Source organism: Mesobacterium pallidum (assembly GCF_019966535.1).
Classification (GTDB): Bacteria; Pseudomonadota; Alphaproteobacteria; order Rhodobacterales; family Rhodobacteraceae; genus Mesobacterium; species Mesobacterium pallidum.
Genome location: NZ_JAIMID010000010.1, coordinates 1 through 13,304, shown reverse-complemented (window position 1 = coordinate 13,304; position 13,304 = coordinate 1). Strand labels below are relative to the sequence as shown.

Annotated in this window: 11 protein-coding genes and 1 pseudogene; 10 read left to right on the top strand and 2 right to left on the bottom strand. The window is 66.4% G+C overall.

Annotation, left to right across the window (positions count from 1 at the left end; genetic code table 11):
• Nucleotides 1–76 precede the first annotated feature (76 nt).
• From MF270_RS15170 to MF270_RS15160, 3 genes are read left to right on the top strand one after another with little or no spacing between them, the layout of a single operon-like run.
• Nucleotides 77–1,033, top strand: a complete 957-nt coding sequence (locus tag MF270_RS15170; RefSeq protein ID WP_238366750.1) for an ABC transporter permease — start codon at nt 77–79, stop codon at nt 1,031–1,033.
• Between the two features lie 12 nt (nt 1,034–1,045).
• Nucleotides 1,046–2,107, top strand: coding sequence for an ABC transporter permease (locus MF270_RS15165; protein ID WP_238366749.1), 1,062 nt, complete (start codon nt 1,046–1,048; stop codon nt 2,105–2,107).
• A 5-nt stretch (nt 2,108–2,112) separates the two neighbouring features.
• Nucleotides 2,113–3,771, top strand: a complete 1,659-nt coding sequence (locus tag MF270_RS15160; protein WP_238366748.1) for an ABC transporter ATP-binding protein — start codon at nt 2,113–2,115, stop codon at nt 3,769–3,771.
• 359 nt (nt 3,772–4,130) lie between these two features.
• Here MF270_RS15160 and MF270_RS15155 read toward each other — a convergent pair whose 3' ends face one another.
• Nucleotides 4,131–4,766, bottom strand: a complete 636-nt coding sequence (locus MF270_RS15155) for a TetR/AcrR family transcriptional regulator (protein WP_238366747.1) — start codon at nt 4,764–4,766, stop codon at nt 4,131–4,133.
• A 116-nt stretch (nt 4,767–4,882) separates the two neighbouring features.
• Here MF270_RS15155 and MF270_RS15150 point away from each other — a divergent pair, with 116 nt between their 5' ends.
• The 6 genes from MF270_RS15150 (at nt 4,883) to MF270_RS15125 (ending at nt 12,451) form a co-directional block, all read left to right on the top strand.
• Nucleotides 4,883–6,928 carry an NADH:flavin oxidoreductase gene (locus MF270_RS15150; protein ID WP_238366746.1) on the top strand — a complete coding sequence of 682 codons (2,046 nt, stop codon included), beginning with the start codon at nt 4,883–4,885 and terminating at the stop codon, nt 6,926–6,928.
• Between the two features lie 161 nt (nt 6,929–7,089).
• Nucleotides 7,090–8,043, top strand: a complete 954-nt coding sequence (gene ytfQ, locus MF270_RS15145; protein ID WP_238366745.1) for a galactofuranose ABC transporter, galactofuranose-binding protein YtfQ — start codon at nt 7,090–7,092, stop codon at nt 8,041–8,043.
• A gap of 133 nt (nt 8,044–8,176) precedes the next feature.
• Nucleotides 8,177–9,691, top strand: a complete 1,515-nt coding sequence (locus MF270_RS15140) for a sugar ABC transporter ATP-binding protein (RefSeq protein WP_238366744.1) — start codon at nt 8,177–8,179, stop codon at nt 9,689–9,691.
• Nucleotides 9,691–10,740, top strand: coding sequence for an ABC transporter permease (locus MF270_RS15135; RefSeq protein WP_238366743.1), 1,050 nt, complete (start codon nt 9,691–9,693; stop codon nt 10,738–10,740). Before MF270_RS15140 ends, MF270_RS15135 begins: the two co-directional genes overlap by 1 nt.
• Complete coding sequence (yjfF, locus tag MF270_RS15130; protein ID WP_238366742.1) at nt 10,737–11,729, top strand: galactofuranose ABC transporter, permease protein YjfF; 993 nt, start codon at nt 10,737–10,739, stop codon at nt 11,727–11,729. The genes MF270_RS15135 and yjfF overlap by 4 nt, the downstream gene beginning before the upstream one ends.
• Nucleotides 11,726–12,451 (top strand): FadR/GntR family transcriptional regulator, encoded by a 726-nt coding sequence (locus MF270_RS15125; RefSeq protein WP_238366741.1) that lies wholly within the window; start codon nt 11,726–11,728, stop codon nt 12,449–12,451. The genes yjfF and MF270_RS15125 overlap by 4 nt, the downstream gene beginning before the upstream one ends.
• Before the next feature lie 142 nt (nt 12,452–12,593).
• On the opposite strand, the gene MF270_RS15120 is transcribed toward MF270_RS15125, so the two are convergent.
• Nucleotides 12,594–12,749: an integrase core domain-containing protein gene (locus MF270_RS15120; RefSeq protein ID WP_272490774.1), complete on the bottom strand. Its 156-nt coding sequence runs from the start codon at nt 12,747–12,749 to the stop codon at nt 12,594–12,596.
• Nucleotides 12,750–12,943: 194 nt separating this feature from the next.
• Here MF270_RS15120 and MF270_RS15115 point away from each other — a divergent pair.
• Nucleotides 12,944–13,135 (top strand): annotated as a pseudogene (locus MF270_RS15115) (TIGR02466 family protein); the annotation flags it as partial.
• Nucleotides 13,136–13,304: the final 169 nt, after the last annotated feature.

Here is a 13,304-nt window from a genome sequence, read left to right as displayed (position 1 = left end):
TGCCGCCCCTGACCCGGGCGGTTCCGGCCAAGTCCGGCACGACAAAAAAGACCGGACCCACGAACAGGAGAGGTCCATGGGGGACATTACCAAATTGATCGCCAGGCGGCTTGGCTTCGGCCTGCTGACGCTCCTGGTGATCTCGATCATCATATTCTTCATGGTCGAACTTCTGCCCGGCGACATTGCCGAGGCGGTCCTGGGCCAGGGCGCGACGCCTGAAACCGTGGCCGCCCTGCGCGAACAGATGGGGCTGAACGACCCGGCGCTGGTGCGCTATTTCAGCTGGCTCGGCGGGGCCGTGGTGGGCGATTTCGGCAATTCCATCGTCACCGGCGCCCGCGTGACCGAGGTGATCGGCGAACGGTTCATCAACACGCTGTTCCTGGCCGCCTATGCAGCCGTGATCGCGGTGCCCTTTGCCGTGGTACTGGGGATCATCGTCGCGCTCCTGCGCAACACGCTGTTCGACCGGGTTGCCAACGTGCTGACGCTGACCTCGATCTCGAGCCCCGAGTTCTTCCTCGGTTACATCCTGATCCTGTACCTCTCGGTCAAGACCAGCATGTTCCCGGCCATTGCCAGCCTCAGCAGCGACATGTCCTTCCCCGAGCTTCTGCACCGCACCTTCCTGCCCGCGCTGACGCTGGTTCTGGTGGTCACGGCGCATATGATGCGCATGACGCGGGCGGCGATCATCAACCTGCTCGCCTCGCCCTATATCGAGATGGCGCGGCTCAAGGGCACCCCGCCCTGGCGGGTGATCGTGCGCCACGCCCTGCCCAACGCCTGGGCGCCGATCATCAACGTGATCGCGCTGAACCTCGCCTATCTCATCACCGGCGTGGTGCTGGTCGAGGTGGTGTTCGTCTACCCCGGCATCGGCCAGGCGCTGGTGGACGCGGTCAGCAAGCGTGATTTCCCCGTGGTGCAGGCCTGCTGCCTGATCTTCGCGGCGACCTTCATCCTGCTCAACCTGGCCGCCGACGTGGGCGCCATCCTGACCAACCCGCGCCTGCGGCATCCGAAATAAGGGGGCAGGATCATGAGCCTTTTCGTCATCATCTACTTCATCGCCCTCGTCGCGGCCTCGTGCCTTGCCGCCTATTACAAGCAGCGCAGCGCCTTCGTGCTGCTGTTCTCGCTGACGCTGATCAGCTTCGTGCTGGGCATCGTCGGCGGGGCGGGCGCGCTGCGCTTCGTCGCCATCTCGGCGGGGCTTCTGGCCTTTGCCGCCGGCGTCTCCTACTGCTTCCGCGAATTCCTGGTGGTCATCGCCCCCACGGCACTGGGAAAGGAGCTGAAGACCGCGCCGCTGACCGCCGCCTTCGGCATGTTCATCATCTTCACCTATGCCATCGCAGGGATCTTCGCGCCCTGGATCGCCCCTTTCGGCGAATCCGAGGTCATCGCCTCGGCCTTCGCCCCGGCGGATGACACGATGCTGCTGGGCGCCGATCAGCTGGGCCGCGACATGTTCAGCCGCATCATCTACGGCGCGCGCAACACCGTGGGCCTCGCGCTCTCGGCAACGCTGGCGGCGTTCTTCATGGGCGCCTTCGCGGGGCTGCTGGCGGCGACGCGGGGCGGCTGGCTCGACCAGGTGCTGGGGCGCGCGGCGGACGTGATCATGGCGATCCCGTCGCTGATCTTTGCCCTGCTGATGCTGTCGATCTTCGGCCCGCAGGTGTTCGTCATCATCGTCGCCGTCGCGATCATCTACGCCCCGCGTGTCTTCCGCCTGACCCGGGCGGTCGCGGGCAACGTGGTCGTCATGGATTACATCGAGGCCGCAAAACTGCGCGGTGAAAAGACCGGCTACCTGATCCGCAAGGAGATCCTGCCCAACGCCACCGCCCCGTTGGTGGCCGAGTTCGGGCTGGAGTTCTGTTTCGTCTTCCTGCTGGTCGCCGGCCTGTCGTTCCTTGGCCTCGGCATCCAGCCGCCCACGGCCGACTGGGGATCGATGGTGCGTGAGAACGCCACCCTGATCTCGTTCGGCGAGATCACCCCGCTGATCCCCGCCGCCGCCATCGCGCTGCTGACCGTGGCCGTCAATTTCGTCGTCGACTGGATGCTGTTCCGGTCCTCGGGCCTCAAGGAGTGACCCTCATGTCAGACAAGTTCAAGAACGCCCCCGTGCTGCTCAAGATCAAGGACCTGCGCATCGAGGGCTATTCCGAAGAGACCTGGGTGCCGATCATCAAGGGCGTCGATCTGACCCTGCACCGCGGCGAGGTGATGGGCCTGATCGGCGAAAGCGGCGCCGGCAAGTCGACCATCGGCGCCGCCGCGATGGGCTTCGCGCGCGACGGCACGCGGATTTCCAGCGGGTCGATCGAGTTCGACGGGATGGAGCTGACCACCGCGTCGGAGGGCGAGAAACGCGCGCTGCGCGGCGCCCGCATCGCCTATGTGGCGCAGTCGGCGGCGGCCAGTTTCAACCCGGCGCACAAGATCATCGACCAGCACACCGAGGCGCCGCTGCACTACCGCATCCAGAAGCGGCTGGCGGCGCAGGAAGACGCGATGGAGCTCTACGAGCGCCTGCGCCTGCCGAACCCCAAGGAGATCGGCTTTCGCTATCCGCACCAGGTCTCGGGTGGGCAGTTGCAACGGGCGATGACAGCCATGGCGATGGCCTGCCGGCCCGACCTCATCATCTTTGACGAACCGACGACGGCGCTGGATGTGACCACGCAGATCGAAGTGCTGGCCGCGATCCGCGACATCGTCGACCAGTTCAACACGGCGGCGATCTACATCACGCACGACCTCGCCGTGGTCGCCCAGATGGCCGACACGATCAAGGTGCTGCTCAAGGGTGAAGAGGTCGAACAGGCCCCGACCGCCGAGATGCTGGACAACCCGCAGGAGGAATATACCAAGTCGCTCTGGGCCGTGCGGTCCTTCCAACGGCCGCAGAAGGCGCGGCCGCAGGGGGCGACGCCGCTGGTCTCGGTCCAGCATGTCGATGCCTCCTATACCGGTGGCGACAAGGTGCTGGACGACGTGTCCTTCGACATCCACGAAGGCATGACCGTGGCCGTGGTGGGCGAATCCGGGTCCGGCAAATCGACCACGGCGCGGGTCATCACCGGGCTGCTGCCGCCGACGCAGGGCGGGGTCATGTTCAAGGGCGAGGCGCTGCCGCCCAGCTACAAGGACCGCACCAAGGACCAGCTGCGGCAGGCGCAGATGATCTACCAGATGGCCGACACCGCGCTGAACCCCAAGGTACGGATCTCCGAGATCATCGGCCGGCCCGCACAGTTCTACTCGGGCCTTTCCGGCACCAAGCTCAAGGCCCGCGTGGACGAGCTGCTGGACCTGATCGAGCTCGAGCCGTCCAAGTATTACAACCGCTATCCGCCCGAGCTGTCGGGCGGTCAGAAGCAGCGCATCGGCATCGCCCGGGCGCTGGCGGCCGAGCCGTCGTTCATCATCTGCGACGAGGTAACATCGGCGCTCGACCAGCTGGTGGCCGAGGGGATCCTCAAGCTGCTCGACCGGCTGCAACGCGAGCTGAACCTGGCCTACATGTTCATCACCCATGACCTCGCCACCGTGCGATCCATCGCGGACGAGGTGGTGGTGATGCAGCACGGGCGCGTGGTCGAGGCAGGCCCCAAGGACGTGATGTTCACCCCGCCGCACCATCCCTACACGGACCTGCTGCTCAGCTCGGTGCCCGAGATGGACCCCAATTGGCTGACCACGCTGCTTGAAGAGCGCGGAGTCGACAACGTGGGCGAGGCGGCGGACGTCTGAGGCCCGAAACGGACACCGCCCGGCACATGGCCGGGCGGTCGTCGTTTGCGGCGCTGTCGTTTCGGGCGTCGAAGCTCAGGTCATCGCCATGCCGGTGGCGATCAGGGTCGCCACGATCAGGCCGTAAACCACCAGGACGGCTGGAAAGGTGCCGGCGCGGCTGCGGGCGTCGCGGATGATTTCGTCACGGGTCATGGCGCGGCTCCTTGCGCTGGCGGTTGGTCACAAAACGCACCTATGTGATCTGATCGAGTCGTGCAACCTTGGACCCGCGCAATTTCCCGGCCCGCGTTCTGCATGTGTAACAACGGGTTAACACAGGTCGCCCCCAGACAAGGATCTGTCGCAAACGGACCGTGTCACCCCAGCCCCCGCCCGGCGCGAAACCGCGCCAGCTCGGCCTCCGTCGCGGCGCGGCCGGTGAAAGTGCGCATGTAATCGGGCACGCGGGCCAGCCGCGTCTCCATGTCCTCGTGCAGTTGCGCGGCGATGTAGCCGACCTGCACCAGGTAGACGGTGTGGGCGCGCACCTCGGCCTCGCCCGCGTCATAGCCGAAGCGTTCGAACATGCCCCGTATCGCCGCCAACCGCGCGGCATCCGCCGCCGCCACCCGCTGCGCCACCGCGTCCGAGCGATGCGCCCAGCCGCGCACCGCCAGGTCGAGACCCGAGGAAAACGGCGCCTCGTTCAGGAAGACGCCTGTGAGGGTCAGCAGCGCCTCGGTGATGGTTTCGGCATAGGCCTCTGTCGCGGCGATCAGGCTGGCGGTGTTGCTTTGCTCCCAGTCCTCCAGCAGGGCGTCCAGCAGCGCATCCCGCCCGTCGAAGAACCAGTAGAAGCTGGTGCGCGACAGGCCCAGCGTGCTGGCCAACGGCTGGATCTTCACCGCCTCGACCCCTGACGCGATCAGAGCCTCGCGCGCAGCCGCCAGCCAGACAGCCCGCGACCCGCGCCAGCCAGTGGTCTTTTCCGTGATCACTGCCGTGTCATCCATGCGCGCATCCTAGCCGCTGACCACCGCCCGGGCAAGAAAATCGACAGGAGTGACGGGAAACTTGACAGTCCTGAACATTCCCGGAATCCTCGCCCCGGAACCCCGGAGGCGCCCCCATGTCGAACGACCCGCTCCTGCAGCCGTTTCAGCTCAAGCACCTGACGCTGCGCAATCGCATCATGACCACCAGCCACGAGCCGGCCTACCCCGAGAACGGGATGCCGACCGAGCGCTACGCAGCCTACCACGCCGAACGCGCCAAGGGTGGGGTCGCGCTGGCGATGACGGCGGGCTCGGCAGTGGTGTCACGTGACAGCCCGCCGGCGTTCAACAACATCCTCGCCTACAAGGACGAGGTCGTGCCCTGGATCCGCCACCTCACCGATGGCGTCCACGAACACGGCGCGGCGGTGATGATCCAGCTGACCCACATGGGCCGCCGGACCGGTTGGAACGGCGGCGACTGGCTGCCCTCGATCTCGGCCTCGCGGCACCGGGAACCCGCGCACCGGGCCTTTCCGAAACTGGCCGAAGATTGGGACATCGAGCGCGTGATCGGCGATTTCGCCGACGCGGCCGAGCGGATGAAGGTGGGCGGCATGGACGGGGTCGAGATCGCGGTCTATGGCCATTTCCTCGATCAGTTCCTGTCTCCGCTGACCAACGACCTCGATGGCCCCTACGGCAATGCCTCGCTCGACACACGCGCGCGGCTGATGCTGGACGTCATCAGCGCCGTCCGCACCCGCGTGGGCGATGACTTCGTCATCGGCGTGCGCTACACGGCGGACGAGACCGAGGCGGGCGGGATTCCGCCCGATGAGGGGATCGAGATCTCGAAGCGGCTGGCGGGCAGCGGCCATGTCGATTTCCTGAACGTGATCCGCGGCCGCATCCACACCGATCCGGCGCTGACCAAGGTCATCCCTGTGCAGGGGATGAAAAGCGCCCCGCATATCGATTTCGCTGGAGAAGTCCGCCGCGCGACCGGCGTGCCCACCTTCCACGCCGCGCGCATCCCCGACGTGGCGACGGCGCGGCACGCGGTCTCGGCGGGCCTTCTGGACATGGTCGGCATGACCCGCGCCCACATGGCCGACCCGCATATCGTCCGCAAGATCCAGGCGGGGCGCGAGGACGATATCCGCCCCTGCGTCGGCGCCACCTATTGCCTCGACCGGATCTACGGCGCGGGCGAGGCTTTGTGCATCCACAACCCCTCCACCGGGCGCGAGCTGACGCAGCCGCACGAAATCGCCCCGGCCGAGACGCGCAAAAAGGTGGTGATCGTCGGCGCCGGCCCCGGCGGGCTCGAGGCCGCCCGCGTTGCCGCCGAACGTGGCCATGACGTGACCGTGTTCGAGGCGCAGCCGCATCCCGGCGGCCAGATCCGCCTGACCGCGCAGGCCCCAAGGCGGCGCGAGATGATCGGCATCATCGACTGGCGCATGTCCCAATGCGCCGCCCGCGACGTCGAATTCCTCTTCAACACCTGGGCCGAGGCCGAGGATGTCACCGCCCTGAACCCCGACGTGGTCATCATCGCCACCGGCGGGCTGCCCAACACCGAGCTGTTCGAGACGCGGGGCGAGCAGGAGCTGGTGACCACCACCTGGGACCTGATCGCCGGCGATGTGAAACCGGGCGCATCCGTGCTGGTCTACGACGAAAGCGGCGATCATCCGGGCCTGATGGCGGCCGAGGTCGCGGCCAATGCGGGCGCGGCGGTCGAGGTCATGACCCCCGACCGCACCTTCGCGCCCGAGATCATGGGCATGACCCTGTCGCCCTACCTCGAGGCATTGCAGAAACAGGACGTCACCTTCACCGTCGCCCGGCGCCTCAAGGACGTCACCCGTGACGGCAACCGGCTGAAAGCCGTGATCGGCACCGATTACAGCGACCACGTGATCGAAAAGACCTACGACCAGGTGGTGGTCAACTACGGCACCCGCCCGCTGGATGACCTTTATTTCGACCTGCGTCCCCTGTCGCGCAACGGCGGCGCGGTGGACCAGGGCGCGCTGATCGACGGCCGGCCGCAGGACCTGACCCGCAACGCGGACGGCCGCTTCCAGCTGTTCCGAATCGGGGATGCGGTCAGTTCGCGGGACACCCATGCCGCGATCTACGACGCGCTGCGCTTGCTGCGGGCGGTCTGACCGCCTGCGCCCATCCCACGATTTCAACACCTTGCCTGCCCCGCGCTGCGGAGGCAGGCTGTAATCGTTTACGGACCTCGCGCAAAACGGGTTTACAAAAATGTTAAAGTAATACTTAATCCCCTCATGCGCGCCACAAGGCGCCATGAAGGGAGGACATCATGAAACTCAAGACAACCCTGCTTGCGGGTGCGATCGCCTTTGCGCCGCTGACCGCCTTTGCCGCCGACCTGACCATCGGCTTTTCCCAGATCGGATCCGAATCCGGCTGGCGCGCGGCAGAGACGACCGTGACCAAGCAAGAGGCCGAACGCCGCGGCATCGACCTCAAGTTCGCCGATGCGCAGCAGAAACAGGAAAACCAGATCAAGGCGATCCGCAGCTTCATCGCGCAGGGCGTCGACGCGATCCTGCTGGCCCCCGTCGTCGCGACCGGCTGGGACGAGGTGCTGGAAGAGGCACAGGACGCCGAGATCCCCGTGGTCCTGCTGGACCGCACCGTGGACGCGCCGGATGACCTCTACCTGACCGCCGTCACCTCGGACCTCGTGCACGAGGGCAAGGTGGCCGGCGAATGGCTGGCCGGCGCCGTGGGCGACGACAAATGCCGCATCGTGGAGCTTCAGGGCACCACCGGCTCCTCCCCCGCCATCGACCGCAAGACCGGCTTCGAGCAGGGCATTGCGGGCAACGACAACCTCGAGATCGTGCGCAGCCAGACCGGCGACTTTACCCGCAGCCAGGGCAAGGTCGTGATGGAAAGCTTCCTCAAGGCTGAGGGCGGAGAGAACATCTGCGCGCTTTACGCCCATAACGACGACATGGCCGTCGGCGCGATCCAGGCGATCAAGGAAGCCGGGCTGAAGCCGGGCGAGGACATCAAGATCGTCGCCATCGACGCCGTGCCCGACGCGCACCTGGCCATCGCCAACGGCGAGATGAACGCCACGATCGAGCTGACGCCGAACATGGCCGGCCCCGCGCTTGACGCGCTTGAGGCGTACCTAGCCAACGGCACCGTGCCGCCGAAGTGGATCCAGACGGAATCGCGGCTCTTCACCTCGGCCGACGACAACCAGGCGATCTACGAGCAGAAGAAAGACCTCGGATACTGATCCGGACCGGGGCCTGCCCGGGCGGGGGCCGATCTCCTCTCCCCTGCCCGGTCGGTCTCTTCCCCGCCCTGGTCCCGATGGCGGACGCCCGAAACGGGGTTTCCTTTCGGGCGTCCGTCAAGAATGGTTGCACATGGCACATGACATTCCACCCGTGCTGCACGCCACGGGCATCTCCAAGTTCTTCCCCGGCACCATCGCGCTGGACGATGTCGAGCTGCGGCTGGAGGCCGGCGAGGTCCATGCCCTGCTCGGCGAGAACGGCGCGGGCAAGTCGACGCTGATCAAGTGCCTGACCGGCGCCTACCAGCGCGACGGCGGCACGATCCGGCTGAGTGGCCATGAGGTCGCTCCGCAATCCACGGCCGAAAGCCAGAAACTGGGCATCGGCACCGTCTACCAGGAGGTGAACCTGCTGCCCAACCTGACGGTGGCCGAAAACCTCTACCTGGGCCGCCAGCCGATGCGCTGGGGCCTTGTCGACCGGCGCCGCATGAACGCGATGGCGCGCGACGCGCTCGCCGGCTACGGGCTCGACATCGACCCGGCCGAGCCGCTGACCGCCTATTCCGTCGCGATCCAGCAGGTCGTCGCCATCGCCCGCGCGGTCGAGATGTCGGGCAAGGTGCTGATCCTCGACGAGCCGACGGCGAGCCTCGACCGCGACGAGGTGCAGCTGCTGTTCGGCGTCATCCGCCAGCTGAAGGCGCGCGGGCTGGCCGTCGTCTTCATCACCCATTTCCTCGACCAGGTGTTCGAGATTTCCGACCGCGCCACGGTGCTGCGCAACGGCCGCGTGGTCGGCACGCGGCTGTTGTCCGAGGTCAGCCAGAAGGACGTGGTCACGCTGATGCTGGGCCGGCAGCTCGAGGCGCAGGTGCATGAGCGCAAGGCGGCCTCCGCCGGTGCCAAGCTGATCGAGATCGACGGCCTTGGCAAACGCGGCATGCTCGAACCGCTGTCGCTGGCCCTGCGCGAGGGCGAGGTCGTGGGCCTTGCGGGCCTGTTGGGGTCGGGCCGGACCGAGACGGCGAACCTCATTTTCGGCGCGGTGCAGGCCGACCAGGGCCGCATGTTGCTGCGCGGCCGCGAGATCACGGTCGGAAATCCGCGCGAGGCGGTGCGTCATCGCTTTGCCCTGTGCCCCGAAGACCGCAAGACCGAGGGCATCGTCGGAGACCTGTCGGTGCGCGACAACATCATCCTCGCCCGGCAGGCGGCGCAGGGCTGGGTGCGGCCCATTCCGCGCGCCGAGGTGAACGAGATCGCCGAACGCTACGTCCGCGCGCTCGACATCCGGCTGGCCAGCCTCGACATGCCGATCCGCCTGCTGTCGGGCGGCAACCAGCAAAAGGCGCTGCTGGCGCGCTGGCTGGCGACCAACCCCGATTTCCTGATCCTAGACGAGCCCACGCGCGGCATCGACGTCGGCGCCCATGCCGAGATCATCGCCCTGATCGAGCAGTTGCGCGCCGATGGCATGGCGCTGCTGGTCGCCTCGTCGGAACTCGAAGAGCTGGTGGCCTATTCCACCCGCGTCATCGTCCTGCGTGACCGCCGCCAGGTGCGCGAGCTGACCGGCGCCGAGATCACCCCCGACAACATCGTCCGCGCCATCGCGGATGACGACGGACGAGAGGTAGCGTGATGGCCGGACCCAAGTCTTCCGTGCTCAGGCGGATCATGCCGCAGCTGGTGATCCTCGGCGCGGCGCTGCTGCTCAACGTGCTGGTCTTCCCGGATTTCTTCCATGTCGATTTCCGCAACGGGCGGCTCTTCGGCAACGTGATCGACGTGCTGAACCGGGGCGCGCCGGTGGCGCTGCTCTGCATCGGCATGACGTTGGTCATCGCCACGCGCGGCATTGACCTGTCGGTCGGGGCGGTCATGGCCATCGCCGGGGCGACCGCCGCCTCGGTCGTCACGGATGGCTATGGCTGGGGCACCGCGCTGCTGGCCGCGCTGGCCGCCGGGGCGCTCTGCGGGCTCTGGAACGGCGTGCTGGTCGCGCTGCTCAAGATCCAGCCCATCGTCGCCACGCTGGTGCTGATGGTCGCCGGGCGCGGCATCGCGCAGCTGATCACCGAGGGCAAGATCCTGACCTTTTCCAACGAAGGGCTGATCCACCTTGGCGCCGGCACCATCCTAGGCGTGCCGACGCCGATCCTGATCTGGATGGCACTGGGTGCCGCCGTGATCTGGGTCGTGCGCCGCACCGCGCTTGGCATGTTGATCGAGGCGATCGGGATCAACGAACGCTCCTCCCGCCTCGCGGGCATCAACAGCCGCGTGCTGCTGGTCTGCGTCTACCTCGTCTCGGGGCTCTGTGCCGCGTTGGCCGGGGTCATCGTGGCGGCCGACATCAAGGGCGCGGATGCGAACAACGCGGGGCTCTGGCTGGAACTTGACGCGATCCTCGCCGTGGTGATCGGGGGCAATTCGCTGCTGGGCGGGCGCTTCTCGATCCTCGCCTCGCTGATCGGCGCGCTGATCATCCAGTCGGTCAACTCGGTCATCCTGCTGTCGGGCATGCCGCCCGAGTTCAACCTGGTGATCAAGGCGCTGCTGATCCTCGCCATCCTCGTGATCCAGTCGCCGCGGATCACCTACCTGATGTACATGCTGCGCGCCTCGGGCCCGCAGCCGCAGCCCGACCGGCCCCCGATGCCCAAGGCCCGAAAGGAAGAGGCGCGATGATCCGTTCCACCCACCTGCCCCTGCTGGTCACGCTGGGCACCTTCGTGCTGGCCTATGCGCTTTGCGCCTACGACTACCCGTCGATGCTGTCGACCCGCGTGGTGGCCAACCTGCTGACGGACAACGCATTCCTAGGCATCGCGGCGGTCGGCATGACCTTTGTCATCCTGTCGGGCGGGATCGACCTGTCCATCGGCTCGGTCATCGCCTTCACCGGCGTCTTCCTGGCCGTGATCCTGCGCGATACCTCGATCCACCCGCTGGCCGCCTTCATGCTGGTGCTGATCCTGACCACCGCCTTCGGCGCGGCCATGGGGGCGCTGATCCATTACCTCGAGATGCCGCCCTTCATCGTCACCCTCGCCGGCATGTTCCTGGCGCGCGGGGCGGCCTATGTGCTGTCGACGGAATCCGTGCCGATCACGCATGAATTCTACGACGTGCTGCAGGGCCTCTACTGGAAGGACCCTTCGGGCGGGCGGTTCCGGCTGATCGGCGGGATCATGGTGCTGACCTTCCTCGTCGGCATCCTGGTCGCGCACCGCACCCGGTTCGGCCAGAACGTCTATGCCCTGGGCGGCGGCGGGCAGACCGCCAAGCTGATGGGCCTGCCGCTTGCCTCGACCACGATCCGGATCTACGCCATCTCGGGCGGGCTTGCCGGCCTGTCGGGCATCGTCTTCTCGCTTTACACCTCGGCCGGGTATTCGCTGGCCACCGTGGGGGTGGAGCTCGATGCCATCGCCGCCGTGGTGATCGGAGGAACGCTGCTGACCGGCGGCTATGGCTTTGTCGCCGGCACCTTTTTCGGCATATTGATCATGGGGCTGATCCAGACATACATCGTCTTTGACGGCACATTGTCGAGCTGGTGGACCAAGATCGTGATCGGCGGTCTGCTGTTTGCCTTCATCGTGCTTCAGAAAGGGCTGACGTGGGCGACACAGGCAAGACGACGAACAGCGACTGGCTCCGCCGCAGCCTCATGACGCTGGTCCATGGCGGGGCCGACCGCGCGAGCAATCACACGAGCTTTGTCGTGGATCAGCTGGGCCTTGCCATCGTCGCGGGGGAATACCCCGCCGAGACGATGATCCCCCTCGACCCAGACCTCTGCGAGATGTTCGGCGTGTCGCGCACCGTCGTGCGCGAGGCCAAGAAGACGCTGATCGCCAAGGGGCTGATCCAGTCCAAGGCCAAGGTCGGCACCCATGTGCGCGCCGCCGACAACTGGAACATGTTCGACCAGGACGTGATGCGCTGGCATGCCTCGGTCAAGAACCCCAAGCGCTATTACGAAGAGCTGTTCGAGATCCGCATGATCTTTGAACCGGCGGCTGCGGCGCAGGCGGCAACGCGGGTGAACCAGGTGGATTGCGAGCATCTCTTCACGCTCTGTGATGCGCTGGCCACGGCCGAAAGCCGGGCCGATTTCGCGCTGGCCGATTACGAGTTCCACAAGCATGTGCTGCGGCTGTCGGGCAATCGGTTCCTGCAATCCCTGGGGGACCTTGTGCAGACCGCGCTCTATTCCCTCTTCATGTCCGAAAGCGCCGAGACCTTCCCCGAACGGCGCGAGACTGTTGCCCATCGCCACCGGCTGGTGGCCCAGGCCATCGCCTCGGGCACCGCGACCGAGGCGCGGGCGGCCATGTGCCGGGTGATCGACGACGGATACCGGAATACCGTGGCCGCGCCTGCCGTGTCCTGATCTCGCCGGTACGGATGGGTCCCGGCCCGGGATATCGAGCCGCGCGCAGGGCTTGGCACCTGGCGCCCCTGCGGCAAGAGGGGAGACCTGAGACCCGACTTCCCTCGGGCCTTCGGGAGAATCCGTCGGTTGATTTCCGGCCTCATGCGGCCTTGGCATCCAGCCTCGATTTCAATGCAAATTCCAGCGGCGTGAGATGGCCGAGGGATGAGTATGGTCTGTGTCGACTGTGGTCGGTCTTCCATGCTTCGATCCTGTCGCGGGCCTCCGTCAGCGATTGGAACAGGGTTCCGTTCAGATGGCGTCATCGGGGCTCAGTCCCCGGTTTCGCCGGTCGTCTCTGCCCGGTAAGTCCATGATCGGGAGTACGGCTGTGACCAGAGTATTGTATGCGGGCCTCAACGTCTTACTCGGGATGACCAGCATCTGTGTTGTCGATGCCGAGAGCGGAATGATCCCTGCGACACTGGCGGTTTCAGACCCCGCCGACACCCCCGAAGTTCCCGGATGATGGCCGCTCCTGCGCGCCGCAAGGATGCGCGTGCAGAGCTGAAGACGTTCGTCTACGCCAAGCCGGAGGTTGGCGATGTGCTGCTGTGGGAGAGCTGGCTGCGGCACGAGGTGCCGATGAACATGGCCGAGGACGAGCGGATCTCGGTCAGCTTCAACTACAAGTGGGAGTGAGGCGCCGGCTCTGTGTGTGGCCGCGGTGCGCGGGCCGCTGCCGCGCGCGGCGCATCATGGTGATCGGGACCTCGGGCGCGGGCCAGTCGATCTGAGGTGCCCCTAGTTTCCTAGACACCTGCCTCGTTCAGTTTCTGCTGCCTGATTTCGAAGTCAACGGGCGACAGCA

Bases quoted from the DNA above. Each gene is read 5' to 3' on its own strand.
- MF270_RS15170 (WP_238366750.1), top strand. From the start codon at position 77: ATGGGGGACATTACCAAATTGATCGCCAGGCGGCTTGGCTTCGGCCTG.
- MF270_RS15165 (WP_238366749.1), top strand. From the start codon at position 1,046: ATGAGCCTTTTCGTCATCATCTACTTCATCGCCCTCGTCGCGGCCTCG.
- MF270_RS15160 (WP_238366748.1), top strand. From the start codon at position 2,113: ATGTCAGACAAGTTCAAGAACGCCCCCGTGCTGCTCAAGATCAAGGAC.
- MF270_RS15155 (WP_238366747.1), bottom strand. From the start codon at position 4,766: ATGGATGACACGGCAGTGATCACGGAAAAGACCACTGGCTGGCGCGGG.
- MF270_RS15150 (WP_238366746.1), top strand. From the start codon at position 4,883: ATGTCGAACGACCCGCTCCTGCAGCCGTTTCAGCTCAAGCACCTGACG.
- ytfQ (WP_238366745.1), top strand. From the start codon at position 7,090: ATGAAACTCAAGACAACCCTGCTTGCGGGTGCGATCGCCTTTGCGCCG.
- MF270_RS15140 (WP_238366744.1), top strand. From the start codon at position 8,177: ATGGCACATGACATTCCACCCGTGCTGCACGCCACGGGCATCTCCAAG.
- MF270_RS15135 (WP_238366743.1), top strand. From the start codon at position 9,691: ATGGCCGGACCCAAGTCTTCCGTGCTCAGGCGGATCATGCCGCAGCTG.
- yjfF (WP_238366742.1), top strand. From the start codon at position 10,737: ATGATCCGTTCCACCCACCTGCCCCTGCTGGTCACGCTGGGCACCTTC.
- MF270_RS15125 (WP_238366741.1), top strand. From the start codon at position 11,726: ATGACGCTGGTCCATGGCGGGGCCGACCGCGCGAGCAATCACACGAGC.